At 69.8% G+C, this 25,451-nt stretch carries 25 protein-coding genes; 8 read left to right on the forward strand and 17 right to left on the reverse strand.

The window, feature by feature from the left end:
• The first annotated feature begins 1 nt into the window (after position 1).
• Complete coding sequence (gene glmS, locus ACAZ03_RS09600) at positions 2 to 1,819, forward strand: glutamine--fructose-6-phosphate transaminase (isomerizing) (RefSeq protein ID WP_373353079.1); 1,818 nt, start codon at positions 2 to 4, stop codon at positions 1,817 to 1,819.
• 108 nt (positions 1,820 to 1,927) lie between these two features.
• Positions 1,928 to 2,473 carry a translation initiation factor IF-3 gene (infC, locus tag ACAZ03_RS09605; protein ID WP_373357064.1) on the forward strand — a complete coding sequence of 182 codons (546 nt, stop codon included), beginning with the start codon at positions 1,928 to 1,930 and terminating at the stop codon, positions 2,471 to 2,473.
• A 77-nt stretch (positions 2,474 to 2,550) separates the two neighbouring features.
• Here the strand turns inward: infC and ACAZ03_RS09610 are convergent, their stop codons facing one another.
• The 9 genes from ACAZ03_RS09610 to ACAZ03_RS09650 all read right to left on the reverse strand — a co-directional run bounded on the left by ACAZ03_RS09610 (position 2,551) and on the right by ACAZ03_RS09650 (position 11,539).
• A complete protein-coding gene (locus ACAZ03_RS09610; protein WP_373353081.1) occupies positions 2,551 to 4,347 on the reverse strand; it encodes an OmpA family protein in 1,797 nt (598 codons plus the stop codon).
• 124 nt (positions 4,348 to 4,471) lie between these two features.
• Positions 4,472 to 5,260 (reverse strand): xanthine dehydrogenase family protein subunit M, encoded by a 789-nt coding sequence (locus ACAZ03_RS09615; RefSeq protein WP_373353083.1) that lies wholly within the window; start codon positions 5,258 to 5,260, stop codon positions 4,472 to 4,474.
• Entirely contained in the window at positions 5,260 to 5,754 is a 495-nt protein-coding gene (locus ACAZ03_RS09620) for a (2Fe-2S)-binding protein (protein WP_373353085.1), read from the reverse strand. The genes ACAZ03_RS09615 and ACAZ03_RS09620 overlap by 1 nt, the downstream gene beginning before the upstream one ends.
• Positions 5,755 to 5,845: 91 nt before the next feature.
• A complete protein-coding gene (locus tag ACAZ03_RS09625; protein ID WP_373353086.1) occupies positions 5,846 to 6,427 on the reverse strand; it encodes a membrane integrity-associated transporter subunit PqiC in 582 nt (193 codons plus the stop codon).
• 2 nt (positions 6,428 to 6,429) lie between these two features.
• On the reverse strand, positions 6,430 to 9,156 hold the full coding sequence (locus ACAZ03_RS09630) for an MlaD family protein (RefSeq protein WP_373353088.1): 2,727 nt from the start codon (positions 9,154 to 9,156) through the stop codon (positions 6,430 to 6,432).
• Positions 9,153 to 9,833, reverse strand: a complete 681-nt coding sequence (locus tag ACAZ03_RS09635) for a paraquat-inducible protein A (RefSeq protein WP_373353090.1) — start codon at positions 9,831 to 9,833, stop codon at positions 9,153 to 9,155. Before ACAZ03_RS09635 ends, ACAZ03_RS09630 begins: the two co-directional genes overlap by 4 nt.
• Positions 9,830 to 10,462: a paraquat-inducible protein A gene (locus ACAZ03_RS09640; protein WP_373353092.1), complete on the reverse strand. Its 633-nt coding sequence runs from the start codon at positions 10,460 to 10,462 to the stop codon at positions 9,830 to 9,832. The genes ACAZ03_RS09635 and ACAZ03_RS09640 overlap by 4 nt, the downstream gene beginning before the upstream one ends.
• A 175-nt stretch (positions 10,463 to 10,637) precedes the next feature.
• Positions 10,638 to 11,252, reverse strand: coding sequence for a hypothetical protein (locus ACAZ03_RS09645; protein WP_373353094.1), 615 nt, complete (start codon positions 11,250 to 11,252; stop codon positions 10,638 to 10,640).
• A gap of 23 nt (positions 11,253 to 11,275) precedes the next feature.
• The gene (locus ACAZ03_RS09650) at positions 11,276 to 11,539 is read right to left on the reverse strand and encodes a hypothetical protein (protein WP_373353096.1); all 264 of its coding nucleotides are present in this window, start codon (positions 11,537 to 11,539) and stop codon (positions 11,276 to 11,278) included.
• 105 nt (positions 11,540 to 11,644) lie between these two features.
• Between ACAZ03_RS09650 and pyrC the strand changes: the two genes are divergently transcribed.
• The 3 genes from pyrC to ACAZ03_RS09665 all read left to right on the forward strand — a co-directional run bounded on the left by pyrC (position 11,645) and on the right by ACAZ03_RS09665 (position 15,477).
• Positions 11,645 to 12,706: a dihydroorotase gene (gene pyrC / locus ACAZ03_RS09655; protein ID WP_373353098.1), complete on the forward strand. Its 1,062-nt coding sequence runs from the start codon at positions 11,645 to 11,647 to the stop codon at positions 12,704 to 12,706.
• Entirely contained in the window at positions 12,703 to 13,377 is a 675-nt protein-coding gene (locus ACAZ03_RS09660; protein WP_373353100.1) for an orotate phosphoribosyltransferase, read from the forward strand. The genes pyrC and ACAZ03_RS09660 overlap by 4 nt, the downstream gene beginning before the upstream one ends.
• A gap of 603 nt (positions 13,378 to 13,980) precedes the next feature.
• Positions 13,981 to 15,477 carry a replicative DNA helicase gene (locus ACAZ03_RS09665; RefSeq protein WP_373353102.1) on the forward strand — a complete coding sequence of 499 codons (1,497 nt, stop codon included), beginning with the start codon at positions 13,981 to 13,983 and terminating at the stop codon, positions 15,475 to 15,477.
• A 73-nt stretch (positions 15,478 to 15,550) separates the two neighbouring features.
• Here ACAZ03_RS09665 and ACAZ03_RS09670 read toward each other — a convergent pair whose 3' ends face one another.
• The 5 genes from ACAZ03_RS09670 to ACAZ03_RS09690 all read right to left on the reverse strand — a co-directional run bounded on the left by ACAZ03_RS09670 (position 15,551) and on the right by ACAZ03_RS09690 (position 20,619).
• Complete coding sequence (locus tag ACAZ03_RS09670) at positions 15,551 to 16,855, reverse strand: TRAP transporter large permease (protein ID WP_373353104.1); 1,305 nt, start codon at positions 16,853 to 16,855, stop codon at positions 15,551 to 15,553.
• On the reverse strand, positions 16,852 to 17,364 hold the full coding sequence (locus ACAZ03_RS09675; protein WP_373357065.1) for a TRAP transporter small permease: 513 nt from the start codon (positions 17,362 to 17,364) through the stop codon (positions 16,852 to 16,854). Before ACAZ03_RS09675 ends, ACAZ03_RS09670 begins: the two co-directional genes overlap by 4 nt.
• Positions 17,365 to 17,377: 13 nt before the next feature.
• The gene (locus ACAZ03_RS09680; RefSeq protein ID WP_373353106.1) at positions 17,378 to 18,433 is read right to left on the reverse strand and encodes a TRAP transporter substrate-binding protein; all 1,056 of its coding nucleotides are present in this window, start codon (positions 18,431 to 18,433) and stop codon (positions 17,378 to 17,380) included.
• A complete protein-coding gene (locus ACAZ03_RS09685; RefSeq protein ID WP_373353108.1) occupies positions 18,430 to 19,113 on the reverse strand; it encodes a fumarylacetoacetate hydrolase family protein in 684 nt (227 codons plus the stop codon). The genes ACAZ03_RS09680 and ACAZ03_RS09685 overlap by 4 nt, the downstream gene beginning before the upstream one ends.
• A 336-nt stretch (positions 19,114 to 19,449) precedes the next feature.
• On the reverse strand, positions 19,450 to 20,619 hold the full coding sequence (locus ACAZ03_RS09690; protein WP_373353109.1) for a type III PLP-dependent enzyme: 1,170 nt from the start codon (positions 20,617 to 20,619) through the stop codon (positions 19,450 to 19,452).
• Positions 20,620 to 20,988: 369 nt separating this feature from the next.
• Between ACAZ03_RS09690 and ACAZ03_RS09695 the strand changes: the two genes are divergently transcribed.
• Positions 20,989 to 21,531: a pseudouridine synthase gene (locus ACAZ03_RS09695; protein ID WP_373353111.1), complete on the forward strand. Its 543-nt coding sequence runs from the start codon at positions 20,989 to 20,991 to the stop codon at positions 21,529 to 21,531.
• A 12-nt stretch (positions 21,532 to 21,543) separates the two neighbouring features.
• On the opposite strand, the gene ACAZ03_RS09700 is transcribed toward ACAZ03_RS09695, so the two are convergent.
• Genes ACAZ03_RS09700 through ACAZ03_RS09710 form a run of 3 tightly spaced genes read right to left on the reverse strand, consistent with a single transcriptional unit; the run spans position 21,544 to position 23,895 of the window.
• The gene (locus ACAZ03_RS09700) at positions 21,544 to 22,332 is read right to left on the reverse strand and encodes a peptidoglycan-binding protein (RefSeq protein ID WP_373353113.1); all 789 of its coding nucleotides are present in this window, start codon (positions 22,330 to 22,332) and stop codon (positions 21,544 to 21,546) included.
• A gap of 55 nt (positions 22,333 to 22,387) precedes the next feature.
• On the reverse strand, positions 22,388 to 22,603 hold the full coding sequence (locus ACAZ03_RS09705; RefSeq protein WP_373353115.1) for a DUF2842 domain-containing protein: 216 nt from the start codon (positions 22,601 to 22,603) through the stop codon (positions 22,388 to 22,390).
• The gene (locus ACAZ03_RS09710; RefSeq protein ID WP_373353117.1) at positions 22,603 to 23,895 is read right to left on the reverse strand and encodes an adenylosuccinate synthase; all 1,293 of its coding nucleotides are present in this window, start codon (positions 23,893 to 23,895) and stop codon (positions 22,603 to 22,605) included. The genes ACAZ03_RS09705 and ACAZ03_RS09710 overlap by 1 nt, the downstream gene beginning before the upstream one ends.
• 166 nt (positions 23,896 to 24,061) lie before the next feature.
• On the opposite strand from ACAZ03_RS09710, the gene ACAZ03_RS09715 reads away from it, so the two are divergent.
• Together ACAZ03_RS09715 and secG are read left to right on the forward strand one after the other, a co-directional pair.
• Positions 24,062 to 24,463, forward strand: coding sequence for a DUF6524 family protein (locus ACAZ03_RS09715; protein ID WP_373353119.1), 402 nt, complete (start codon positions 24,062 to 24,064; stop codon positions 24,461 to 24,463).
• A gap of 184 nt (positions 24,464 to 24,647) precedes the next feature.
• On the forward strand, positions 24,648 to 25,328 hold the full coding sequence (gene secG / locus ACAZ03_RS09720; protein WP_373353121.1) for a preprotein translocase subunit SecG: 681 nt from the start codon (positions 24,648 to 24,650) through the stop codon (positions 25,326 to 25,328).
• The last annotated feature ends 123 nt before the right edge of the window (positions 25,329 to 25,451 follow it).

Here is a 25,451-nt window from a genome sequence, read left to right on the forward strand (position 1 = left end):
CATGTGCGGCATCATCGGCGTTCTCGGCGACCACGAGGTCGCGCCGCTTCTCATCGAGAGCCTCAAGCGACTGGAATATCGGGGATATGACAGCGCCGGCATCGCGACGGTGGAGCGGGGGCGGCTCGACCGGCGGCGCGCCGTCGGCAAGCTCGTCAACCTCTCGGACCTTCTCGTCCACGACCCGCTCGCCGGCAAGTCGGGCATCGGCCATACCCGCTGGGCGACGCATGGCGCCGCCACCACGGGCAATGCCCATCCGCATGTCGCCGGGCGCGTCGCCGTCGTGCACAACGGCATCATCGAGAACTTCCGCGAGCTGCGCGAGGCGCTGGCCGCGCGGGGCATGACCCCGGCGACCGAGACGGATTCCGAGACCGTCGCCATGTATGCCGAGGCGCTGCTGGCCGAGGGGAAGACCCCGGAGGAGGCGGTGGCGGAGGTGCTGGGCAAGCTCCAGGGCGCCTATGCGCTCCTCTTCCTCTTCGATGGCGAGGAAGACCTGATGATCGCCGCGCGTCAGGGGCCCCCGCTCGCCATCGGCCATGGCCACGGCGAGATGTTCGTCGGCTCCGATGCAATGGCGCTGGCGCCGCTGACGCATCGGATCACCTATCTGGAGGATGGCGACTGGGCCGTCGTCCGCCGCTCCGGCGCCGTGATCCGCGATGCGGAGGGCCGGCTCGCGAACCGGGCCGAGAAGCGCATCCATGCCGAGCTGGGCGAGGTCACCAAGGCCGGCCACAAGCACTTCATGATGAAGGAGATCGCCGAGCAGCCGCAGGTGCTGGCGGCGGCGCTCGGCCACCACGCGCCGGGCGGTCACATCACCTTCGGCGGGCAGGAGATTGATTTCACAGCCGTTCAGCGGATCACCATGGTGGCCTGCGGCACCGCCTCCTTCGCCTGTCACGTCGCCCGCTACTGGATCGAGCAGATCGCCGGGATCCCGGTGGAGGTCGATGTCGCCTCGGAATACCGCTACCGCGAGCCGCCGGTGCCGGAGGGGACGCTGGCGATCTTCGTCAGCCAATCCGGCGAGACGGCCGACACGCTGGCGGCGCTGCGCTATGCCTCCGGCAAGGCGGCGAAGATCCTCTCCATCGTCAACGTGACCGAAAGCTCGATCGCGCGTGAGAGCGACATCGTGCTGCCGATCCTCGCCGGGCAGGAAATCGGCGTCGCCTCGACCAAGGCCTTCTCCTGCCAGCTCATGGTGCTGGCGCTCCTGGCCCTCAAGGCCGCCGAGGCCAAGGGCCGGATGACGGGCGCAGAGGTTAGGGCGCGGCTCGACGAGCTCGGCCAGGTGCCGGGGCTCTTCAACCACGCCATGGGCCTCGCGCCCGAGGCGGCGCGGATCGCCCATGAGCTGGCCGAGGCGCGCGATATCCTCTTCCTCGGGCGGGGGCGCATGTATCCGCTGGCCATGGAGGGCGCGCTAAAGCTGAAGGAAATCAGCTACATCCATGCCGAAGCCTATGCCTCCGGCGAGCTCAAGCACGGGCCCATCGCCCTCGTCGACCCCGCCGTGCCGGTGATCGTCATGGCGCCGCATGACGAGCTTTTCGACAAGTCGATCTCGAACATGCAGGAGGTGATGGCGCGGGGCGGCCGCGTCCTTCTCATCACCGATGCCGAGGGCGCGCGGGTCGCGGGCGAAGGCTGCTGGCGGGTGCTCGAGATGCCGCGCGTGCCGCCGCTCTGGGCGCCGCTGCTCTATGCGCTGCCGGCGCAGCTCCTCGCCTATCACACGGCCGCCGCCAAGGGCACGGATGTCGACCAGCCGCGCAACCTGGCGAAATCTGTTACGGTGGAATGAACGGCCGAATGCACGGCGACTGAGTCGTTAACCCAATTCGGGTTGAAGGCCGGCCCGCCCGGCCCTATTTTACACCATCAAAGTTGCAACGGCTGAAAGGACAACGCCATAGCCCGCAGACCCCACAACGCGCCGCCCGTCCGGGACACCGGACCGAGAGTGAACGACCGCATCCGGGCCACCGAGGTCCGGCTGATCGGCCCCGAAGGGGAGAACGTCGGCGTCGTCACGCCCGGCCGCGCCCTCGCGATGGCGGAAGACGCCGGGCTCGACCTCGTGGAGATCTCGCCGAACGCCAATCCTCCGGTCTGCAAGATCATGGATTACGGCAAGTTCAAGTACGAGTCCCAGAAGAAGGAGGCCGAAGCCAAGAAGAAGCAGAAGATCATCGAGATCAAGGAAGTGAAATTCCGCCCGAACACCGATGTGCATGACTACGAGGTCAAGATGCGCAACGTGTTCAAGTTTCTCGAGAATGGCGACAAGGTGAAGGTCACCTTGCGGTTCCGCGGGCGCGAGATGGCCCACCAGGAACTGGGCCGCGATCTGCTTCAGCGCGTGGCGGAGGATACCAAGGAGATCGGCAAGGTCGAGAACATGCCGAAGATGGAAGGCCGCCAGATGATCATGATGATCGGGCCGACCGCCAAGTAAGGCAGCGCTTCAGCCAGAGACGACGAAGGCCGCCCCGAAGGGCGGCCTTTTGCTTAGGGGTTAAGTTACCCCCTGCCTCAGACGGAGCCGCGCAGCAGCTCGGTGATGTTGCGCACCGAGGCGCGGCGGTTCAGGCGCTCGGCCTCTTCCGTCATCACCTTGAGGTCGGATTCGCCGTAGCCCTGGGTCACGAGGTTTTCCGGCGGCACGCCGAAATACTCGCTCAGCGCCAGCGCCACCGTCTCGGCCCGCCGGTCGGAGAGCGACAGGTTGTAGGCGGCATCGCCGACGGCATCGGTATGGCCCTCGATCAGGAAGACCTGGCCCGGATCCTCGTCGAGGATGCTGGCGATGGCGAGACCGAGGTCGGCGAGCTCGTCCGCCTGGCTCGGCCCGATGGCGGCGGAACCGGTGGCGAAGGTGATCGCGTCGATCTCCACCTCGGGGGCGAGCACGCGGACCTGCTTGATCTGCCGGATCTGGTTCAGCGAGAACGTCCGGCCGAGATCGGCGGCGAGACGCGCCGTCAGCGCATCGCGGAGCGCGGTCTCGTCGGCGCTGGCGGAGGTGGCGGCGCGGGCCTCGGGCTCCGGCAGGTCTTCCTCGACCACCGGCGCGAAGCCGCCCGTGTCGTCGAAGAGCACGACGACGGTCCCGTCGGCCTGCTCCAGCACCCGGCGGAGCGCGGTGCCGTCGGCGGCGCGGACGGTGGCGACGCGGCTGCCGTCCTCACGGACGACCACGGTACGCGTGGAGCCGTCATCGAAGGTCTCGGTGCGGACCTCGGCGCCCGGCTGACGCAGAAGCGCGTCGTCGTTCTTGAGGACGCGGAGCTGGCCGTTGGAGTTCACCACGACCCGGTCGCCGGAGTTGGAGACGACCTCGTCGCCGTTGCTCAGCACGGCGCCGACAGCGGCCGCACCGAGGCCCAGAAGGAGGGCCTGCTGGAAGTCGTTGAGGCCGTCATTGCCGCCCGATTGCTCGCCCTCTGCGGCGGCATTGGCGTCGGCCTCGGCATTGGCGTCGCCCTCGGCTGCGGCGGCATCGTCGCCGCCCATCGGGGCCATGCCGCCGGCTTCCTCGGTCGGGGCCGTGTCGAAATCCTCATCGGCGCGGCGCACGTCGTCTTCCTCGACGGTCTCGGTGGAGATCTCGGCACCGCTTTCGGAGCCGTCGTCAGCCGCCGCAGCCGCCGCCGCCGGGGCGGCAGGTTCGGCGGGGGTGGCGGCTTCGCCGGCATCGCCCGGCTCGGCGGGGGACGCCGGCTCGGCGGCAGGTTCTTCGGCAACGGTTTCCTCGGCCGGCTCTTCAGCGGGCTCTTCCGCAGCGGGCTCTTCAGCCACCGGCTCTTCGGCGGCGGGCTCTTCGGCCACCGGCTCTTCGGCGGCGGGCTCTTCGGCCACCGGCTCTTCCGCAGCCGGCTCCTCGGCAGCCGGCTCTTCGGCAGCGGGCTCCTCCGCGGCCGGCTCTTCGTCGCCGGTCAGAACCTCGTCCACGGCCTCGCCGGCATCCTCGACGAGATCGCCAGCGGCATCAAGGAGGCCACCGTCGTCCTCACCGTTCTCGCCCGGCATCTCCTCGACCTCCTCGCCCGGCATGTCTTCGCCGGAGGAAACCTCGGGCAGGCCCGCATCCTCGGGCAGGAGCGCCATCACGGCGTCGATATCCTCGACGCCTTCGGCCTCGAACTCCGCACGAAGGTCTTCGCGGGTCTCGATCACGGTGCCGTCGGCGGTGATGCAGGGCAGCACCGGCGCTTCGGCGGTGCATTCCGGCGGCGTCTCTGCCCCCTCCTGGGCGGCAAGCGGGAGCGGCGCGCTGGTGAGGGCAAGGGCCAGCGCGGTGCTGGTCTTGAGGAGGGTCTGTCGCATCATGGGGTTCACTCGTTCCATTGCGCAGGCGGAGTTGGCCGCCGGCTTCATCGCAAAGGAAACGGGTGAACCCGCCGGAGTGTTCCCCCTGCCCCGGCGAAAGCGGAGCCCCGCCGATCGGGCGCCCTCAGGAGGCGGCGGCGACCGCCCGGCGGAGCATGACGCCCGCCATCCGCGCCCGGTAGTCCGGCGCGCCGTGCATGTCGGCGATCATGCCCTCTGCGGGCAGCTCGATGCCGGCCAGTGCCTCTTCGGTGAAGCTATCCGCCAGCGCCGCCTCAGCCTCGCCCCAGCGGAAGACGCCGCTTTCCGAGACGCCGGTGACGGCGACGCCGACCCTGCCGTTGAAGCGCGCCACGAAGACGCCGGCGAGGGCGAAATGCGAGGCGGGCTGGATGAACTTGCCATAAGCGGAGACCTGCGGGATGGGGAAGGAGACGCCGGTGACGATCTCTCCCTCCTCCAGCGCCGTCTCGAAGAGGCCGGTGAAGAAGTCATCCGCCGCGATCTCGCGCTTGCTGGTGCGGATCGTGGCGCCGGTGGCGAGCGCCGCAGCGGGATAGCAGGCGGACGGGTCGTTGTTGGCGATGGAGCCGCCGATGGTGCCGCGGTTGCGCACCGCGGGGTCGCCGATCCGGGCGGCAAGCCCGGCGAGGCCGGGGAAGCTCTCCTTCGCCCCCCTGGCGATCTCGCCATGGGTGACGCCGCCGCCGATGACGAGGGCATCGCCCTCCACGGCCATGCCCTTGAGCTCGGCGATATGCATGAGCGAGACGAGCCGCTCCGGCATCGCCAGCCGCGCCTTCAGCGAGGGGATCAGCGTCTGCCCGCCGGAGAGCGGCTCCGCCCCCTCCTCCGCCAGAAGATCCAGCGCCTCGGCGAGGCTCGTCGGGCGGTCCAGCTCGAAATCGTACATCAGGAGGCCTCCACCGCGCGCGTGCCCATCACCTCCTGCCCGGAGGCGGCCTGCACGGCGCGGACGATGTTGTGATAGCCGGTGCAGCGGCAAAAATTGCCCTCCAGCCACTTGCGGATCTCGGTCTCGCTCGGGCTCGGGTTCTCCTTGAGGAGCGCCATGGTCGAGATGACCATGCCCGGCGTGCAGAAGCCGCATTGGAGCCCGTGATAGTCCTGGAACGCCTGCTGGACGGGCGAGAGCGTGCCGTCCTCGCCTGCGACACCCTCGATGGTGGTGATCTCGCAGCCCTCGGCCTCGAGCGCGAAGATCGAGCAGGCCTTCACGGCCGCGCCGTCCACCAGCACCATGCAGGCGCCGCACTGGCTGGTGTCGCAGCCCACATGGGTGCCGGTGAGGCCGAGGCCTCCCCGCAGGAGGTCGACAAGCAGGGTGCGGCCCTCGACCTCGCGGGTCACGGATTTTCCGTTCACGCTGAGCGACATCTCGGGCATGGGGCACCTCTTCTCTGCTGTCCTGCGGGCGAGAAAAGCATGGGCTCCCGCCGATGGGAAGGGCCGGCGGCGCTTTCCGCCGAGGCGCGGTCTAGCTGAGGCCGCCCCGGGCGATCTGTCGGGCAAGCTCGGCCACGGCGGAGCCGCGGGCGGCGGCGATCTCGGCCGCGCCGGCCTCTTCGCCGAGGGGCGTGGTGATCGCGAAGAGATGCGCCGAATCGCGCTGCGAGCCGTCGAGCGCGGCGACGAAATACTGGCCCGACAGGCGGAATTCGCCGCGCCGCGAGGCGATCATCTCTTCCACCCGAACCTCGACCCGCGCCGCCGGATAGGGGTCGAACGGCCAGGGCTCGCCGGCGACGATGACGCCGGTCAACGCCGATAGCGCCCGCACGAGCTCCAGCGAGGCGGCGCGCGCCGGATCGTCGGCCCACAGGAGCCCGTCCTCGGCCTGCAGCGTGCCGTCAGCGCCCTCGACATAGATCTCCTCGTAATTCGCGTAGGTGGGCAGCGTCACGTCGCGCACCTCGACGGAGGAGAAGGCGATTGGGATCGTCTCCCCCGGCGTCGAGATCGGCACGGCATAGAGCTGGTCCGGCCCGGAGAGGAAGGAGCAGCCGGCGAGCGGCAGAAGGAGGAGCGGCAGGAAAAGCGGCCGGGCAGCATGGCGCATGTCTATCGTCCTAGAATGAGGGAATTGGGCTGGCGTTCGATGGCGCGGGCGAGGTCGGAGACCGATTGCGCCGCCCGGGCAATCTCGCGGAGCGCGGAACGCGCCTCGCGAAGCGCCGGGCTTTCGGCATCGTAGCCGGAGAGGACGGCGGCGGCCGTATCGGCGAGCCGGTTGGCGCGGGCGACAAGGCTCGGCAGGTCGTTCGCCGCCTCCTCGATCGATTCCGCCGCCTCGCGGGCCGCGTCGAGCGTGGCATTGGTGTTGGCGATGGCGCCGCCGGTGCGCAGGTCTTCCAGCGCCGCCGCGAGCTCGGCGAGAGCGGCATTGAGCTGGCCTGGCAGCGCCTGCGCCTGTTCGGAGCTGACGAGATCGGCGGCGGCAGAGGCGAAGCGCTCCGCCTCGGCGCCGAAGGTCTCGAGCGGCAGGCTGTTGGCACGGGCCACGAGCGCGCGGGCGTCATCGACCAGCGCCGGCAGCTCGGCCGCGCCGGTCTCGATGCTGTCGACGGCATCGGCGGCGGCGGTGACCGCCTCGGAGATGCGCGCGGCGATCTGGTCGTCCTGCAGCGTGCGGATGATCGCGCCGGCATCGGCGGCGGCGCTGGTCAGCGCGCCGAGCGCGGTGGAGACCTCCGCCGGCAGGGCCTGCGCCGTCTCGCTGCCGAGAAGCGCCTCGGCCTCGGCGAGAACGCCCCGGGCGCGGGTGCCGAGCTCGGCGAGCCCGAGGCTGCGCGCGTCGCCGGCAAGGGCGGTCAGCTCGTCCACCAGCGCGGGGGCGGCATCGATGGACGGGCGGGCGGCATCCAGCGCGGCGGCGAAGCTGTCGGCGGCGGCGGCGATGCGCTCGGCCGTGCCGGCCGCGTCGATGCCGGCGACCAGCTCGCGGGCGGCGCCTGCGGCGGCGGTGACCTCGTCGAGCGCGGCGCCGACCCGGGCGGGCAGGCCTTGGGTCTCTTCGCTTGCAAGGATGCTCTCCGCGCTCGCCAGCACCGCTTCGGCGCGGGCGCCGAGTTCGGTGAAACCGAGCCCGCGCGCATCCTCGGCGAGCGCGGTGATGCTGTCCATCAGCTCCGGCAGGCCCTCGGACGCGCCGCCGATCCCCTCGGCGACGACAGAGATATTGTCGATGGCCGCGAGCACCCGCTCGGCGGCCTGCGCCTCGTCGAGCACTTCAAGAAGCGTGTCGATCCGCGCCAGCGAGCGTTCCAGATCGGTCATGACCGAGCCGATCTGCGCGGGCAGCGCCTGCACGGCATCCGAGCCGGTGATGCCGCGGATGTCGCCGAGAACGCCGGCAAGCTCCTCGGGGACCTGCCGGATCTCCTCGCTGCCGACGAGCGTGCCGGCGGAATCGAGGAAGCTGATGGCGCTTTGCAGCAGCTCCTCGATGGGCAGCGCGTCGATCCGTGCCAGCGTGCCCTCCGCCGTGGCGCTGACGTCGATGAGGTCGCTGGGCGCCGTCGGCAGGACGGGATATTCCCCGGGCCGCTCGACGAAGAGCCCCGGTTCGATCTCGTCCATCTTCACCAGCTCGACCTTGAGCCCGCCGGTCAGCAGGTTCGCCGTCGCCAGCCGGGCGCGGAGCCCCTGCCCCACCTGCCGGGCGAAGAACTCGAGCGCCTCCGCCTCCGACCCCTCGCCGTCGAAGCCGAGCCGGGCGGGCTGCACCGTGAAGACCACCTGAAGCTGCACCGAGGCATCGCCGAAGGTCTCGCCATCCGCGATGCCGTTGAGGCCCGTGACCTCGCCGATGCGCAGCCCGTCGAGCTCGACCGGCGCGCCGGAGGCAAGGCCGGTGACGTCCTGATCGAAGACGGCGGAAAGCGTCAGCTCCACCCCGTCGCGGCGGTTGAAGACCGAGGCGCGGGCGAGGCTGCGGTCGGTGAAGACCTCGAACGTGTCGCCCGGCTCGGCCAGCGTGCCGCCGGAGACGAAGGTGTCGAAGCTGACGCCGCCGGCGAGAAGCGAGGCGATGCTGTCGAAATTGAGCGCGGCGCCGGCGGAGCCGAGCGTGAAGGAGAAGCCCGAGCTGTCCCAGAACCGCGTCGATTCGGTGACGAGGTTGTCATAGGGCGCCTGGACGAAGGCCTCCGCCTCCACCGTCAGCCCGTCTTCCGAAACGCGGGCCGCGCCGATGCGGCCGACCTCGACGCCCTTGTAAAGGAGCGGCGCATTCCCAGAGAGCGAGGAGCCGGAGGTGCGCAGGTAGATCGTCAGCCCCTGCTCGTCGCCCTCGTTGAGCGGCGGCTCCTCGTTGGCCTCGAAGCTGCGCGCCGCAGGGCCGGGATCATTGTCCCACTGTCCGGCGAGATAGACGCCGGAGAGCACCGTCTCGAGCCCGGTGACGCCTTGCGTCGTCACCTCGGGGCGGACGACCCAGAACTGCGCATCCTCGTCCACGTAATCGGCGACGTCCCTGTCGAGCCGCACGGTGACGCGGACCTGCTCCATGCCGCCGGAGAAGGCCACGCCCTCGACGGCGCCGACCACGACATCGCGGTAGCGCAGCTGCGTCTCGCCCTCGGTGATGCCGGCGGCGTTGCGGAAGTAGATGTCGATGGTCGGGCCGCGCTGCGCCCAGCTCTGCCAGGCGATGCCCCCGGCGACGAGCAGCGCGGCGACCGGAATGACCCAGATGATCGATACACGCTCGAAGATCGAGCGGCGGGCCTTCTCGACCGGCACATCGCGGATCGGTTCGCCGGACGGATCGTGGCTCTCGTCGCTCATGTGAGCCTTTCCTCGGGGCTGCGGGCGGCCGCGGCCTTCCGCGTTGGGCGCATGTGATCCCAGATCATGCGGCTGTCGAAGCTCTGGGCAGAGAGCATGGTGAGCGCCACGGAGGCGGCAAAGGCCGCGGCGGCGGGGCCGGGATGGATCGAGGCCAGCGCGTTCAGTTGCACCAGCGCGGTCAGGATGGCAACGACGAAGACGTCGATCATCGACCAGCGGCCGATATATTCGACGATCTCGTAGAGCCTGTGCCGCGCATGGGCGCCCTCCACCGCCTGCCGCTGGACGGAGAGCGCCAGGAAGGCGATGGCCAGGAACTTGCCGATGGGAATGACAACCGAGGCGATGAGCACGATGGCCGCCACACCGCCGTTGCCGTGCTGCGCCAGCTCGATGGCGCCGCCGACGATGGTGTTCTTCGTCTCCTGCAAAAGCGTTGTCGTCACCAGCATCGGATAGAGATTGGCCGGGATATAGGCGATCAGCCCCGCCACCCAGAAGGCCCAGACGCGGCTGAGGCTGCGCGGGTCGCGCGATTGCAGCGGGGTGCCGCAGCGGCCGCAGAGGCTATCCTCCATCGGCCAGACGCGCCCGCAGCGCCGGCAGCCGACGAGCCCGGCGTCCCGGGCCGTCAGCGCCGTATCGGGCAGTTCATGCAGCGGGCCGGCGCTCACGCGGCGCCCTCCTGATCCAGCGTCTCCCAGATGGTCCAGCGGCAGACTAGCGAATCCTGGAAGACGACGAGCAGGGTCAGCAGCGCGAACATCCAGAAGGCCGGGCCGAAGGTGATGTCGGCGAGGTCGGCGACCTTCACCAGCGCCACGGCGCAACCGATCGCGAAGATCTCGGCCATGGACCATGGCTTGAGCTGGTCGGCGAAGGTGAAGGCCTGCTTCGCCCCCCGCGCCGGCGGCCGGCCGAGGGAAAGGGGGATGAGCACGTAGAGCAGCAGGATCACCCGGCTCACGGGCACGAGCACGATCAGCCCCAGCACCACCAGGGACAGCGCGAAGAGCGGCCCGCCGGTGAAGGCGATGGCGGCGGAGAGGAGCGAGGCGGAATGGCTCACCCCGGCGGCACGGATGGTGAGGAAGGGAAAGTAGAGCGCCCCGAAGGTCAGGATCAGCACGGCGAGGGCGAGCGCGATGATGCGCGCCTCGGCGCCCGTACGCGGCGTGATGAGCACGATGCCGCAGCGCCCGCAGCGCGCCCGCTCTCCCCGCGCCGGGGTGACGGCGTGGTAGATGGCATCGCAAGTGGGGCAGGCGACAAGATCGCTGGTATCTCGGGTCGCGGCGTGCATTTTCCCCCCGGCAGGTCACTCCCGTTCTAGCCCTGCCCCGGGGGGATGACCATAAGCTGTGACAGTGCCAGCCGTTTTTCCCGCCCTTTCCAGGCGGCCGCTTCCGGGGCCGCCCGGAAAGGCCGCGGGCGCTTGACGGGGGCGCGCCGGGGCGCGCGGTTCGGCCGCCGGAGCGCTACTTGCTGTGGCGTTCGAGCCCCACGGGGGTGGTGGTGAAGAGATCGTCGCCGTCGAACTGGTTCGACAGGATCACCGCCGTCGTCACCTCGGGCAGGTAGAGATAGGTCAGCTCCGCCCCGCCATCGGGGCCCCAGTCATAGCGAATCTCGGCGCGGATGACCTCGTAGTCACAGCCCGAGAGCGTCAGCGGCGGCGCGGCGCTGAAATGGACCGACATCACCTCGTTGCGGGTGCTGCCATCGTCGAACACATTGACCGTCGGCCCCTCCCAGGCGACGCCGGGCAGAGGCTCGGGCAGCCGCGCCGGATCGACCTCGAAGACCACCTCGAGCCCCGTGCCGGGGACGATTCCGCCATTCCCGTCACTCTCGCCCTCGGCCACGAAATAGATGCCGCGATGGGCGCGGAAGCGCGTGGGCGGTGTGCCGTCGACGTAATTCTCCTCGATGGTGAGGTAGCCGTCGGCCTGCCGGCGCATCACGGTGAAATCGCCGTTCTCGAAACGGGCGACGACGCCGCGCCCCAGATCGGCGGCGCTGAGGCACTCCGCCCCCGCCGTGCCGGCAATGGTGCAAAGGGCGAGCGCTGCCCCGAGCCTGACTATGCCCATGATCGTCCCCCCTTCGGACCAGTCTACCGTTTGTTCGCCGCCGCGATCAGGCGCATGGCGAAATAGCCGAGCCCCGAGCCGAGGACCAACCAGAAGGGCGAACCCCAGCTGAGAATGGCGAGCAGAATGGCGGCGATCAATTGGCAAACGATGAAGGCCAGGAGCCGCTGCTCCCCCGGCTCGAAGGTGATGCGCCCGCGCGCGGCGCGCACGATCGGTGTCGCGAGCGGCTCTTCGGCATGCGGTGCCAGAAAGCCGGCCGCGAGGCCCAGTAGAAATGCCAGCATTCGCTCATCCCCTTGCGATGTCCCTGTGGAGGGCATCATGCCTGCCCGGCGCCGGCGATCAAGTGCTATGGCCAAGGCAGGCGCGCGGCTGTATGCGCGAGGGCCATGACGAAGCCGCAGCCTGACAGCCTGACGATCCGCCAGCCCGACGACTGGCATCTGCATCTGCGAGACGGCGCCATGCTGGCCGCCGTGGCGCCGGAAACGGCCCGCCATTTCGGCCGGGCCATCATCATGCCGAACCTCGTGCCGCCTGTGGTCACGGGCGCCGAGGCCGCCTCCTATCGCGAACGCATCCGCGCCGCCCTGCCCCCGGGCAGCGCCTTCGAGCCGCTTATGACGCTCTACCTCACCGAGGGCACCGACCCTGCCGATGTGGCCGCCGCCCATACCGCCGGCATCGCCACCGCGGTCAAGCTCTATCCGGCCGGCGCCACGACCAACTCCGCCTCGGGCGTGCGCGACATCGAGGCGGTGCGCCCGGTGCTGGAGCGGATGGCCGAGATCGGCATGCCGCTCTGCGTGCATGGCGAGGTCACCGATCCTTCGGTCGACATCTTCGACCGCGAGGCGGTCTTCATCGACAAGGTGCTGAAACCGCTGCGCAAAAAGGTCCCCGACCTCAAGGTGGTGATGGAACATATCACCACCCAGACCGCCGTCGATTACGTCCGCGACCAGAAGAAGAACCTCGCCGCGACGATCACCACGCATCACCTCGTCATCAACCGCAACGCCATCCTCGCCGGCGGGATCCGTCCGCATTACTACTGCCTGCCGGTCGCCAAGCGCGAGAGCCACCGGCTGGCGCTGGTGGAGGCGGCGGTCTCGGGCGATCCGCGCTTCTTCCTCGGCACCGACAGCGCGCCGCATACCGACCCGATGAAGCTGCAGCCCTGCGGCTGCGCCGGCATCTTCTCGGCGCCGGTGACGCTCTCCTGCCTCGCCGAGGTCTTCGGGGCGGCGCTGCGGCTCGACAAACTCGAGGCCTTCGTCTCGCTGAACGGGCCGCGCTTCTACGGGCTGCCGCCGAACGAGGCGCGCGTGACGCTCCGCCGCGGCGCCCCCCTCTCCCTGCCGGAGCGGATCGAGACGGGCGAGGGCCCCGTCACGCTCTTCGACCCCGGCTTCCCGCTCCATTGGCATGTCGAGACGGAGGCGCCATGATTCCCGCCAGTTTCCCCCCGAAGGACGAGATCGCCCGCCTGACCGCGGCGATGCTGCTCGATATCGGCGCGGTGCGCTTCAACGCCGCCGAGCCCTTCACGCTGGCCTCGGGGAAGCAGGCGCCGACCTACGTGAACTGCCGGCAGATCGTCTCGCATCCGCGCGTGCGCTCGGTGCTGATGGACTTCCTCGCCATGACCATCATGCGCGAGGCGGGGGCGGAGACGTTCGACAACATCGCGGGCGGAGAGACGGCGGGCATCCCCTTCGCGGCGCTCGTGTCCGAGCGGCTCGCCCTGCCGATGACCTATGTGCGCAAGAAGCCCAAGGGCTACGGTCTCAACGCCCGCATCGAGGGCGCGATGGAGCCGGGCCAGAACGTGCTCCTGGTCGAGGATCTGACCACCGACGGCGGCTCCAAGCTCTCCTTCGTCGATGCGATCCGTCAGACGGGCGCGCGCTGCAACTGGACGGCGGTGATCTTCTACTACGGCATCTTCGAAGGCGTGACGGAGGCTCTGGCCGAGCACGAGATCTCGCTCCTCCATCTCACCACCTGGTGGGACGTCCTCGCCGTCGCCCGCGAGCGGCAGAGCTTCGATGCGGGCGAATTGACCGAGGTCGAGCGGTTCCTCCGCAACCCCCGGGGCTGGCAGGACGCGCGGGGCTGAGGCGGGCGATGGTGGTGGGTTGCAAACCCACCCTACTCTACCTCCCCGGCGTAGCACCGTAGGGCGGGCTTCAGCCCGCCACCCCTTCCCCACTTTCCCGCCCTCGCCGCGCAGGGCGAGCGCCGGCCCGGGGGTTGGCGCTCCTCACGCCTAAGCGGCGCGCTTTATGGTGAAACCAACTTCCCCGCTCTGAGCGTGAGCCCAGCCCAACCAGAGCGCCAGCCCGCGGGCCGGGCCGGCGCTCGCCCTGCGCCGTGCCGGCGCGTATCGGGCGGGGTCTGCTGCGGGAGTGTTCGGCCCCGCGTAGGGTGGGTTTGTAACCCACTGCCCCCTCTCAACCACTTCCCACCCTCACCCCGCAGGCGCGCCCCCCGCTCGGCCACCCCGCCAAAAAACCCGGCAAAACCTCGCCGATCGCTGCGCCGCCGCTCCCCCATCCTGTACCCCCCTCCCCAATGTTCGCCACATCTGGTAGGGTTAAGATGATCCACAGCTTATCCACCTTTTATACATTTTGCCCCCCGGCGGCCTCCTCCGTTAAGACCATCCTCACCGCCGGGCGCGAGGCAGCAATCAGCGCGAAGGGTGGGCCAGGGGGCAGCGATGAATGAAGTGACGGCAGTCCGTCCGCAGGCAGGCGCCGGGGACAGCGAAGAGAGCGTTCCGCACTCGATCGAGGCGGAGCGGCATGTCCTCGGCGCCATACTGACCAACAATGCGCTGCACGACGGGATCTCCACGATCCTCAAGCCCGAGCATTTCTACGAGCCCGTCCACGCCCGCATCTACGACATCGCCGGCCAGCGCATCGCCCGGGGCGCCCTCGCCTCGCCGGTGACGCTCAAGGCCTTCCTCGAGGAGGACGAGGGCCTGAAGCTCCTCGGCGGCCCGCGCTACCTCGTGCAGCTCGCCGGCTCGGCCATCTCCTCCTTCGCGGCGCGCGATTACGCGCAGATGATCCATGACATGGCCGTCCGCCGCGAGCTCATCGCGCTCGGGCAGGACATCTCGGCCAAGGCGCAGAAGATCGACATCTCCTCCGAGCCCGGCGAGCAGATCGTCGAGGCCGAGCAGGCGCTCTACCGGCTCGCCGAGCAGGGCAGCTCCGATCAGGGCTTCAAGTCCTTCCTGCGCTCCGCCACCGAGGCGGTGCAGGTCGCCGCCGCCGCCTATCAGCGCGACGGCGGGCTCGCCGGCATCTCCACCGGGCTGGTCGATCTCGACCGCAAGCTCGGCGGGCTGCACAAGTCGGACCTTCTGATCCTCGCCGGCCGGCCGGCCATGGGGAAGACCTCGCTGGCCGTGAACATCGCCTTCAATGTCGCCAAGGCCTATCGCAAGGGCGTGCTGCCCGACGGCACCGAGGGCGCCGTCAACGGCGGCGTCGTCGGGCTCTTCAGCCTCGAGATGGCGGCCGACCAGCTCGCCGCGCGGATCCTCTCCGACGCCGCCGAGGTGCCGAGCGAGCTCATCCGCAAGGGCGAGCTCAACGAATCGGAGTTCCGCCGCTTCGTCGATGCCGCCAAGGATTTCGAGGCCGCGCCGCTCTTCATCGACGACACGCCGGCGATCACCATCGCCCAGCTCTCCGCCCGCGCCCGGCGGCTCAAGCGCACCCACGGGCTCGACGTGATCATCGTCGACTACCTGCAGCTCCTGAACGGCGCCGGCCGGTCCGACAACCGCGTCAACGAGATCTCCGAGATCACGCGGGGCCTCAAGGCCATCGCCAAGGAGCTCAACATCCCGGTGATCGCGCTCTCGCAGCTCTCCCGCCAGGTGGAAAGCCGCGAGGACAAGCGCCCCCAGCTGTCCGACCTGCGGGAATCCGGCTCCATCGAGCAGGATGCCGACGTGGTGATGTTCGTCTTCCGCGAGGAATACTACAAGGAGCGCGAGAAGCCCTCCGAGCACGAGCTCGAGAAAATGGCAGCCTGGCAGGACGCCATGTCCCGCATCCACGGCAAGGCCGAGCTGATCATCGGCAAGCAGCGCCACGGCCCCATCGGCACGGTGGAGCTGAGCTTCGACGGCCGCTTCACCCGCTTCGGCAACCTCGCCAAGGAATGGCAGGGCGGCGGCGAGGAGAGCTTCCACTAACGCGCTTTTCTGCAAATACCCGCGGGGGGGGGAGTCGGCCCCTTGGGGCCGACTTGGGGCAGCGCCCCCCTCCTCACGTCACCAGGAAGAGCGTCAGCACCGGCAGCGCGAAGAGGATCGCCACCCGCACCAGATCGGCGGTCAGGAAGGGCACCATGGCCCGCCAGGTCGCCGTCAGCGGCACATCGGGCGCGAGGCGGTTGATGATGAAGAGATTGAGCCCCACCGGCGGGGTGATGAGCCCGATCTCCACCACCGAGAGCACGAGGATGCCGAACCAGATGGCGAGGCTGTCCTGATCCATCCCGAGGTCGAGCTGCAGGAGCAGCGGCCAGAAGACCGGGATGGTCAGAAGGATCATCGACAGCGAATCCATCACGCAGCCGAGCACGATATAGAGGGCGAGGATCAGCGCCAGCACCAGAAGCGGCGCCAGCTCCGCCCCGCCGACGAGCCCGGCGAGGTGCTGCGGCAGCCGCGCCAGCGCGAGGAAGCCGTTGTAGAAACCCGCGCCGAAGATCACGAGATAGATCATGGCCGAGGCGGCGGCGGTTTCCTTCAGCGCGGCGGCGAAGCTCTCCCGCGTCAGCCGCCCGCCGAGGAGCGCGAAGAGCCCGGTGAGGATGGCGCCGACCGCCGCCGCCTCCGTCGGCGTGAAGAGCCCGCCGTAGATGCCGCCGACGACGAGCACGAAGAGCAGCCCCACCTGCCAGAGCCGGCCGAGGGCCCCGAGACGCTCCGCAAGGGAGCGGCGAGGCAGGACCCCCTCCCCGCCCTTCACCCCGGCGCGGGCGGCGGCCATGTAGAGCGCCGCCGCGATGAGCCCGGGCACCAGCGCGGCGAGGAAGAGGTCGCCCACATTCGCCTCTGTCAGCATCGCGTAGATGACGAGGATCACCGAGGGCGGGATGAGGATACCGAGCGTCCCTCCCGCCGCCAGCGCCGCGGTGGACAGCCCGCCCGGATAGCCGTGGCGCCGGAGTTCCGGCAGGGCGATGCGCCCCATGGTGGCGGCGGTGGCGAGCGAGGAGCCGCAGATCGCCCCGAAGCCCGCCGAGGCGCCGATCGCCGCCAGCGCCAGCCCGCCCCGCCGATGGCCGAGGAAGGCGGAGGCCCCGTCGAAGAGCGTCCGCGACAGGCCCGACAGCGCCGCCATCTGCCCCATGAGCAGGAACATCGGCACGACGGTCAGGTTGTAATTGGCGAAGGTCGAATAGGTCTCGCTCTTCAGGCGCGCCAGCGCGATGCCGGGGCTGCCCGTCGCGATCCAGAGCCCGCCGAACCCGCAGAGCGCCATGGCGAGCCCGATGGGCATCCTGAGGAAAATGAGCGCCAGAAGCACCGGCAGCGACAGGTAGCCGAGGGCAAGGTCGCTCATCTCGCCCGCCCGAAGAGCCGGATCCAGGAGATCAGGGCGCCGAGGCAGGCGAGCACGAGACAGGCCGCATAGGGCCACCAGATGGGAATGGCGAAGATGAAGCTCGTCTGGCCGTTGCGGAGCTTGTCGGCCGTTCCGACCCCGAGCCGCCAAGCGATTGTCGTCAGCGCCAGCGCCATGACGAGCGCCCAGCCCCGCTCAAGCCAGGGGCGGAGGGCGAGCCTTTCGGTGAAGACCTCCACCCGCGCATGTGCGCCGGAGACATCGGCGAAGGGCAGGAAGGCGAAGACACAGATCGCCGCCCCCATCTCCACCAGTTCGTAATCCCCCCGGATCTGGCCGAAGGTGCCGAGCCAGGCGGCGAGCCCCTCCGGCAGCCAGGCGGCGCCGGAGAGATGCCCGAGCGCCCGGCCGGTGACGGAGGCGCAGACGAGCAGCCCCAGCCCGATGAGCAGCGCGCCGCCGGCCAGCGCCAGGGCGCGGGCCGTCCGCTCGGCAAGGGCCTGCATCACGCGGGCCGGCTCATTCGGAGGCGGCACCGGCGTCGATACCGGCGGTGGCCATCTCCTCGGCGATCAGCGCCTGGGCCTCCTCGAAAAGCCCGGTGCCGTCGCGGCCGGCATCGTCCATCTCGGCCTCCCAGGCGGCGACGACGGGCGCGGCCGCCGCGTGCCAGGTGGCGAGCGCCTCGCCGGTGACTGTCTCGATGGCATTGCCCGCCTCGACGGCCAGCGCGCGGCCCGGCGCGTCCAGCGCCTGCTGGCTCGCCCCGGCGGCGCCGGAGAAGTCGAGCCCGGCATTGGCGTCGATCACCGCCTTCAGGTCATCCGGCAGGCCCTCGTAGGTCGCCTCGTTCATCGCGAAGAGGAAGGTCGCGGCATAGAGGAAGGGGCCCTCGAACTCCGTGTGATGGTCCACCAGCTCGGCCATGTGGATCGAGGTCGTCACTTCCCAGGGGATCACGGCGCCGTCGATGACGCCGCGCTGCACCGCCTCGGGCACCGCCGGCACGGGCATGCCCACGGCATTGGCGCCGAGGGAGGAGAGGAGCGTCGTCACCGTCCGCGTCGGCGCGCGGAGGTTGAGGCCGGTGAGGTCCTCCGGCAGCGCCACCGGCGCATTGGCATGGATCACGCCCGGGCCATGGACCCAGAGCGCGAGCACATGCATGCCCGCGAGCTCGCTCTCGAAGAGCCCCCGGCTCTCGGCGAGGCGCCAGAGCGCCCGGCTGCCGGCGCCGGCATCCTCGAGGATGAAGGGCAGCTCCATCACCTCCAGCGAGGGGAAGCGGCCGGGCGTGTAGCCGGGCAGCGTCCAGACCACGTCGGCGATGCCGTCCTGCACCTGGTCGACCAGCTCCTGCGGGGTGCCGCCGAGCTGCATGGAGGGGTAATGCTCCACGGCGATGCGGCCGCCCGATTGCTCCTCCACCGCGTCGATCCAGCCCTGCAGGATGTTGGCGGGCACCGCCGAGGTCTCCGGCAGGAACTGGTGCAGGCGGAGCGTCACCTCCTGCGCGGCGGCCGGCCCGGCGAGGGCGGCCGCGAAAGCGAGGGCGGCAAAGGTCGATCTGGTCATCTGGTGCTGGTCCTGTCTTGCGGGGCCCTGCCGGGCGGGCCGATGGTCACGGCAAGGGGCGCGAGCCCGGTCACGGAGGCCTTGAGCCGGTCGCCGGGGCGGACGGCGCCGACGCCGGCGGGCGTGCCGGTCATCAGGATGTCCCCCGCGGCGAGGCTGTAGAGCCCGCCGAGATGCTCAAGAAGCGAGGGCACGTCCCAGACCATGTCAGTCAAGGGCGCCTCCTGCCGGCGCGCGCCGTTCACGTCGAGCGCGATGCGCCCGCCCGCGGGCAGCGGCCCGGGGCGGAGCGCGCCGATGATGGCCGAGCCCTCGAAATCCTTGCCCGTATCCCAGGGGCGGCGCTTGTCCTTGGCGGCGGCCTGCAGATCCCGGCGCGTCATGTCGAGCCCGACGGCATGGCCCCAGACCGCGCCGCCCTCGCCGAGCGCGACGACCAGCTCCACCTCGTGGTGCAGATCCTCGGTGCCCGCCGGATAGGGCATGATATCGCCCTCGAGCACGGCATGGGCGGATTTGGTGAAATAGAACGGCGCCTCGCGGTCGACCTCGCCGCCCATCTCGGCGGCATGGGCGGCGTAGTTGCGCCCGACGCAGAAGATGCGGCGCACGGCGAATCGCTCCGCGCTGCCCTCGATGGCAAGAGAGACCGGCTCCGGCACGGCAAAGACAAAGCTCACGGCCGCCCTCCCCCGGGTTGTCGGCGCCCCCTGCCTACGCCAAGCGCCGCGTCATTTCCACAGCGACTTGCCTGCCACATGCGGACATTCTAATGTTTGAGATCGAGAGGACCCGAGCGCCGGGCCAGCGCCAGAATGGCGAGGCAAAGCCGGTGGGACTTGACGATGGCAGGGTGCCTGTCCCTCACTGGCACCGTGACCTGGCAACAAGACCTGTCTCCGACCCGGCGACAGGCGTCTTCTCGGCCTGGGCCACCCCGTGTTCGTAACGAGTGATAGGGGTCAGGGCGGGGCGCTCTGCGCCCCGCCCGCATTTTTCCACCCGAAGGGCATTCCTCAGAGGATGTGCACGCCCAGCGGCGGGAAGCCGTTGAAGCAGACCGAAGAATAGGTCGTCGTATAGGCGCCGGTGTTGCGGATCAGCACCTTGTCGCCCGACTTCAGCCCCATCGGCAGCATGACCGGGCGCTTCTCGTAAAGCACGTCGGCGCTGTCGCAGGAGGGGCCGGCGAGGATGCAGGGGCCCATGGCCTCGCCATCCCGCTCGGTCAGGAACTGGTAGCGGATCGCCTCCCCCTCGGTCTCTGCGAGGCCCGAGAAGCGGCCGATCGACAGATAGACCCAGCGGTGCATGTCACGCTCGGACTTGCGGGAGACGAGCATGACCTCGGCGACGATGACGCCGGCCTCGGCGACCATGCCGCGGCCCGGCTCCGCCATGACGCGGGGCACATTCGGGAAATGCGCCTCGATCAGCTCCATGACACCAGCGGCATAGGCGGCGGGCGCCTCGACGCTCTCGCCGTAGAAGGCCGGAAAGCCGCCGCCGATGTTGAGGAGCGTCAGCTCGAAGCCGCGCGCCTTCGCCTCGGCCCAGGTGCGGGCGAAGACCTTGAGGACGGGCTCCCACATCTCGGCCTTGCGGGTCTGCGAGCCCACATGGAAGGAGAAGCCGGCCGGCGTCAGGCCGAGCGCGCGGGCGGTCTCGAGAAGCTCGAGCGCCATGTCATGGTCGCAGCCGAACTTGCGGGAGAGCGGCCAGTCGCCGGGCGACATCTCGACGATCAGGCGGATGTAGACCTCGGCGCCCGGGGCGTTTTCGGCAATCTTTTCCAGCTCTTCGGCCGAGTCGGCAGCGAAGAGCGTGATGCCGTGCTCATGCGCCCAGGCGATGTCGCGGGCCCGCTTGATGGTGTTGCCGAAGGAGATCTGGTGCGGCTGCGCGCCGAGCGACAGGCAAAGCTCGACCTCGCCCTTGGAGGCGGCGTCGAAATGCGAGCCGAGCGAGATCAGGCGCTCCAGCACCTCGCGCTGCGGGTTGGCCTTCACGGCGTAATGGATATGCGCGCGGCCGAGCCCGGCCTTGAGGCCGCGGTACTGCGCCTCGACGCGGTCGATGTCGAGGATGAGCGTCGGATGATCACACTCGTATTCGGCCGCGAAGGCTTCCAGACGATTGGCGACATCAAAGGAGGGCGCAACGGCGCCCGCAACATGCATGTTCATCGGTCATCTCCGACAGACGGGGGTGAGACCCCCAGGTTCCAAAGGAGACGTTACCGTCGCTGCATAAACGCGTGCTGGGGCTTGGGTCCGGCGGGGCCGGGGTCCAGGTCGTGGCCAGAGGCGCGTGCGTTGGCGTCTTGAGCGCGCATTTGGGGCCATTCGGGATTCGGATCAAGAGGGAATTTGAGGCTCGGCAAATAAATTCCCGCGTGGGACTTGTTGATGGGCCGGGGGGCTGTCTGCCCCCCGGACCCCCCGAGGATTTTTCGGAGCAAAGACAGGGGGTTGAGAGGTCGTCCCCCAATCCCTGGCTGAGTACGTTCGGAGGGGGCGTTGCAGTCAAGGCGGCGGCCGGCGCATATGGCGCCCATGGCGCGCGTCATCCTCTTCAACAAGCCTTTCGGGGTGCTCTCGCAATTCACCGATGCGAAGAGCCCCTCGCCGCGGCCGACGCTCTCGGCCTATCTCGATATCCCCGGGATCTACCCGGCGGGACGGCTCGACCGCGACAGCGAGGGGCTGATGGTGCTGACCGATGACGGGCGACTGCAGGCGCGGCTGTCCTCGCCCAGGCACAAGGTGCCGAAGCGCTACCTCGCCCAAGTGGAGGGCGCGCCGGAGGAGGCCGATCTGGAACCGCTCCGCCGCGGCGTCACCCTGAACGACGGCCCCTGCCGCCCGGCCCCGGCCCGGCTGATCGAGCCGCCCGAGCTCTGGGAGCGGGACCCGCCGGTGCGCTTCCGCAAGTCGGTACCCGATCGCTGGATCGAGGTGACGCTCACCGAAGGCCGCAACCGGCAGGTGCGCCGGATGTGCGCGGCCATCGGCTTTCCCGTCCTCAGGCTGGTGCGCTGGTCCTATGGCGAGTGGAGCCTGGGCGGGCTGGCACCGGGCGACTGGCGGGAGGCCTGAACCCGGGGCGCCCTACCCCGCCAGCGCCTCCCAGACCTCGCGGGCCACGATGCCGTTGACGGTCAGCCCCCGCGCGCGCTGGATTTCCATCACCGCGAGCTCCGTCGCCGGCCCGAACTCACCGTCGCGCGTCACCGGCAGGCCGGCGTCGCAGAGACGCTCCTGCAGCGCGGCCACCGCCTCGCCGAAATCGCCCCGGCGGAAGATCGGATGGCTGACGCCCTGCGCCGCCGCGATGACGATGGCCTGGCGCCGCGCCAGCGCCGTCTTGGCCCGCGTCAGGAAATACTGCCGGTCTTCCAGCCCCCGCAGGCGCCCGTTCACCTTGAGCGTCACCGCATAGAGATCGTCGCGGTCGCAATCGGGCAGGATCTCCTTCTCGCGGAAATAGGCGCAGGCGATCTTCAGCGAGGTCAGCGGGTCGGCGGCGAGGCGGGGCTGGTCTTCCAGAGGCAGGCCGAGGAGCTCGCCATAGATGCGGTAGTTCTTCCGGCCCGTGAGCTGGAGGAGCCCCCTGCCCTTGTAGCGCTTGCCGTCGCCCGGCTCGGTATTGCCGATGTCCTCGCGGCCCTCGTAGGCCTCGCCGCTGGCGAATTCCTCCGTCGTGCGGAAGCCGGCGCATTCATGCGTCACCTGCGCCATGAAATGCGCGATGCGGAGGTAATCGTCGATCCCGTAGCTGGCGAGCACCCGGCCGAACTCTCCCGCGAGCGCGCCGACGATCTGCCGCTGCGCCACACCGAAGGGGCCGGCGAAACTCGGCGCCACGTCCAGTATGAAATCTCCGTCGAGTGGAATCATGCGAAAGCTCCCTCCCGGCAGCCTGACCTATCGCCGGCAACGGCGCCAGCGCCCGTCAGGCGTCCGGATCCTCCTTGCCGACACCGCGGAACACCGCCTTGAAGGGCAGCGCCCAGACCACGCCGAGCGCGATGTAGATCAGGAGCTCCGCCCAGATCGGCGGCCGCGGGATCGACGACATGATGAGCACGGCGGCGAGGATATAGACCGGCAGCCCGACCACGAGGATCAGGAGCGACAGGCGGCGGCGGGTCTTGTAGCTGAGCGCCATCAGTCTTCGAACGGATCGGTGACGAGGATCGTGTCGTCCCGCTCGGGCGAGGTCGAGACGAGCGCGACCGGCGTGCCCACCAGCTCTTCGATGCGGCGGACATATTTGATCGCCTGCCCCGGCAGGTCGGCCCAGGAGCGGGCGCCGGCGGTGCTTTCCGCCCAGCCCTCCATCTCTTCATAGACCGGCACGCAGCGGGCCTGCCGGTCAGCGGCGGTGGGCAGGTGGTCGAGCAGCTCGCCGTCGAGCTCGTAGCCCGTGCAGATCCGCAGGGTCTCGAAGCCGTCGAGCACGTCGAGCTTGGTGAGCGCGAGGCCCGAGACGCCGGAGGTCGCGCAGGTCTGCCGCACGAGCACCGCATCGAACCAGCCGCAGCGGCGCTTGCGGCCCGTCGTCGTGCCGAACTCGTGGCCGCGGGTGCCGAGCCGCTCGCCGTCATCGTCGAACAGCTCCGTCGGGAAGGGGCCCTCGCCGACGCGGGTCGTATAGGCCTTGACGATGCCGAGGACGAAATCGATCGCCCCCGGGCCGACGCCCGTGCCCGTCGCCGCCTGGCCCGCGATGACATTGGAGCTGGTGACATAGGGATAGGTGCCGAAATCGATGTCGAGCAGCGCGCCCTGCGCCCCCTCGAAGAGGATGCGCTTGCCGGCCCGGCGCGCCTCGTTCATCACCTTCCAGACCGGCTTGGCATAGGGCAGGATCTGCGGCGCGATCTCGCGCAGCTTCGTCAGCAGCGCCTCGCGGTCCACCGGCTCGAGCCCGAGCCCGTTGCGCAGCGCGTTGTGGTGGACGAGCGCCCGGTCGACCCGCAGCTCCAGCGTCGCGTCATCGCCGAGATCGGCGACGCGGATCACCCGGCGGCCCACCTTGTCTTCATAGGCGGGGCCGATGCCGCGCCCGGTGGTGCCGATCTTGGCGAGCGAGTTCTGCCCCTCGCGGGCCCGGTCGAGCTCGCCATGGAAGGGCAGGATCAGCGGCGTGTTCTCGGCGATCATCAGGCTCTCGGGCGTGATCTCCACCCCCTGCCCCCGGATCGTCGCGATCTCTTCGATCAGGTGCCAGGGGTCGAGGACGACCCCATTGCCGATGACGGAGAGCTTGCCGCCCCGGACGACGCCGGAGGGCAGCGCGTGCAGCTTGAAGACCTCGCCGTCGATGACGAGCGTATGGCCGGCATTGTGACCGCCCTGGAAGCGGGCGATGACATCGGCCCGCTCGGAGAGCCAGTCGACGATCTTGCCCTTGCCCTCGTCGCCCCACTGGGTGCCGACGACCACAACATTCGCCATGAGGCGCTCCTTCTCCACGTTCCGGCCGTCTTCGGGCCGGGGGCCGGTATAGCGCCGCGGCCACGCCCGCTTCAAGGCCGCTCCCGGGGCGCTGGACAGGGCTCCGGCCGCTCCCTAAAAGTTCATTAAAACTTTAAGAACCCGGGCAGCAGACAGGCAGACACTTATGGCACTGCAATTTTTCATGCGGTGGGGCTTCGCCGGCCTCCTCGTCGCCTTCACCTACAATCCGACCCAGTTCAATTACCTGCACTGGCTCGCGCAGAATTACATCGAGCAATTGCCGCTGGCCGCCGTGCTCGGCCTCGCCCTCGTCATCGGCTATATCGTGACGCTCCGCGCGACGCTGCGCTCGCTGGGCTATATCGGCGTCGTGCTCGTCCTCGCGTTCGTGGCCGCGATCGTCTGGCTGGGGCTCGACAAGGGCTGGCTGTCGATCGGCACGCGCGACAGCGCCACCTGGCTCGGCGTCTTCACCGCCTCGCTGGTGCTTGGCACCGGGCTTTCCTGGTCGATGGTCCGCCGGCGGATCTCCGGCCAGGTGGATGTGGACGATGCCGACAACTGAGGGCGGGCCGAAAGGCGCCGCCCGTGGCCCGGTCGCCGGGAGCGGCGCGACCCGGAGCGGCGATCTCGCCGCATCCCGGCGCGCGCTGGCCGCGCCGGGGCCGGCCCCGCGCACGTCAGGCGGCTTCATGCTTGCGCTCGCAGGATGCCGGTTCTAGATACCCCCCGTTGCACCGGGAGCCCCAATGGAAACCGTCGTCCTGATCATCGATCTGCTTCTCGCCCTCAGCCTCATCGGCGTGGTGCTGCTGCAACGCTCCGAAGGGGGCGGCCTCGGCATGGGCGGCGGCGGTGGCGGCGTGATGAGCGGCCGCGCGGCGGCCGATGCGCTCGGCAAGGTGACCTGGGGCCTCGGCACCGCCTTTTTCGTCTGCACGCTGGCGCTGACGATCATCTCGGCGGAGAATTCCTCCGGCGCCTCCGTCATCGACAGGATCCAGCCGGTCGGCGGCGGCAATGTCTCGACGCCCGACCTCGGCACGTCGCTCCTGCCGCCCTCGGCGGACGAGAGCGGCCCGGTCGTGCCGAATGCGGAGGACACGGAAGCCTCCGTGCCCGGCGCCGCCCCGAGCGAGACGCCCGCCGAGACGCCTGAGGGCTTCACCCTGCCCCAGGCCGGAGAAGAGGCCCCCGCCGGCGATTTCGCCCTGCCCGAAGCCGATGCGGCGCCCGAGGCGGATGCGCCCGAAGCCGCCGAGCCGGAAGCCGTAGAGCCCGAAGTCGCTGAGCCTGAAGCCGAGAGCCCCGAGACGGTGACGCCGGAGGCGGACGCGCCCGCCGCGGATGATGCGGCCGACGATGCGGCCCCTGCCCCGGCCGAGGAGGCCAGCGACGGGGCCGAGACGCCGCCCGCGGGCGGCAACTGACCTCACGCGACGGGTGGCGCCCCGCGCCACCACAAGGGGTTGGTGACCCCGGCGAATTCGCAACATTATCTTGCGGTTCTCTATGGACAGAGGCGGCCGAATCCGCCTATCCTTGAGTCCCGT

The organism is Pseudoroseicyclus sp. CXY001 (assembly GCF_041714655.1).
Taxonomy (GTDB): Bacteria; Pseudomonadota; Alphaproteobacteria; order Rhodobacterales; family Rhodobacteraceae; genus Pseudoroseicyclus_A.

Excerpts from the sequence above, each read along its gene's own strand:
- glmS (WP_373353079.1), top strand. The coding sequence starts at position 2 with ATGTGCGGCATCATCGGCGTTCTCGGCGACCACGAGGTCGCGCCGCTT.
- ACAZ03_RS09610 (WP_373353081.1), bottom strand. The coding sequence starts at position 4,347 with ATGATGCGACAGACCCTCCTCAAGACCAGCACCGCGCTGGCCCTTGCC.
- ACAZ03_RS09615 (WP_373353083.1), bottom strand. The coding sequence starts at position 5,260 with ATGTACGATTTCGAGCTGGACCGCCCGACGAGCCTCGCCGAGGCGCTG.
- ACAZ03_RS09620 (WP_373353085.1), bottom strand. The coding sequence starts at position 5,754 with ATGCCCGAGATGTCGCTCAGCGTGAACGGAAAATCCGTGACCCGCGAG.
- ACAZ03_RS09625 (WP_373353086.1), bottom strand. The coding sequence starts at position 6,427 with ATGCGCCATGCTGCCCGGCCGCTTTTCCTGCCGCTCCTCCTTCTGCCG.
- ACAZ03_RS09630 (WP_373353088.1), bottom strand. The coding sequence starts at position 9,156 with ATGAGCGACGAGAGCCACGATCCGTCCGGCGAACCGATCCGCGATGTG.
- ACAZ03_RS09640 (WP_373353092.1), bottom strand. The coding sequence starts at position 10,462 with ATGCACGCCGCGACCCGAGATACCAGCGATCTTGTCGCCTGCCCCACT.
- ACAZ03_RS09645 (WP_373353094.1), bottom strand. The coding sequence starts at position 11,252 with ATGGGCATAGTCAGGCTCGGGGCAGCGCTCGCCCTTTGCACCATTGCC.
- ACAZ03_RS09650 (WP_373353096.1), bottom strand. The coding sequence starts at position 11,539 with ATGCTGGCATTTCTACTGGGCCTCGCGGCCGGCTTTCTGGCACCGCAT.
- pyrC (WP_373353098.1), top strand. The coding sequence starts at position 11,645 with ATGACGAAGCCGCAGCCTGACAGCCTGACGATCCGCCAGCCCGACGAC.
- ACAZ03_RS09660 (WP_373353100.1), top strand. The coding sequence starts at position 12,703 with ATGATTCCCGCCAGTTTCCCCCCGAAGGACGAGATCGCCCGCCTGACC.
- ACAZ03_RS09665 (WP_373353102.1), top strand. The coding sequence starts at position 13,981 with ATGAATGAAGTGACGGCAGTCCGTCCGCAGGCAGGCGCCGGGGACAGC.
- ACAZ03_RS09670 (WP_373353104.1), bottom strand. The coding sequence starts at position 16,855 with ATGAGCGACCTTGCCCTCGGCTACCTGTCGCTGCCGGTGCTTCTGGCG.
- ACAZ03_RS09675 (WP_373357065.1), bottom strand. The coding sequence starts at position 17,364 with ATGCAGGCCCTTGCCGAGCGGACGGCCCGCGCCCTGGCGCTGGCCGGC.
- ACAZ03_RS09680 (WP_373353106.1), bottom strand. The coding sequence starts at position 18,433 with ATGACCAGATCGACCTTTGCCGCCCTCGCTTTCGCGGCCGCCCTCGCC.
- ACAZ03_RS09690 (WP_373353109.1), bottom strand. The coding sequence starts at position 20,619 with ATGAACATGCATGTTGCGGGCGCCGTTGCGCCCTCCTTTGATGTCGCC.
- ACAZ03_RS09695 (WP_373353111.1), top strand. The coding sequence starts at position 20,989 with ATGGCGCGCGTCATCCTCTTCAACAAGCCTTTCGGGGTGCTCTCGCAA.
- ACAZ03_RS09700 (WP_373353113.1), bottom strand. The coding sequence starts at position 22,332 with ATGATTCCACTCGACGGAGATTTCATACTGGACGTGGCGCCGAGTTTC.
- ACAZ03_RS09705 (WP_373353115.1), bottom strand. The coding sequence starts at position 22,603 with ATGGCGCTCAGCTACAAGACCCGCCGCCGCCTGTCGCTCCTGATCCTC.
- ACAZ03_RS09710 (WP_373353117.1), bottom strand. The coding sequence starts at position 23,895 with ATGGCGAATGTTGTGGTCGTCGGCACCCAGTGGGGCGACGAGGGCAAG.
- ACAZ03_RS09715 (WP_373353119.1), top strand. The coding sequence starts at position 24,062 with ATGGCACTGCAATTTTTCATGCGGTGGGGCTTCGCCGGCCTCCTCGTC.
- secG (WP_373353121.1), top strand. The coding sequence starts at position 24,648 with ATGGAAACCGTCGTCCTGATCATCGATCTGCTTCTCGCCCTCAGCCTC.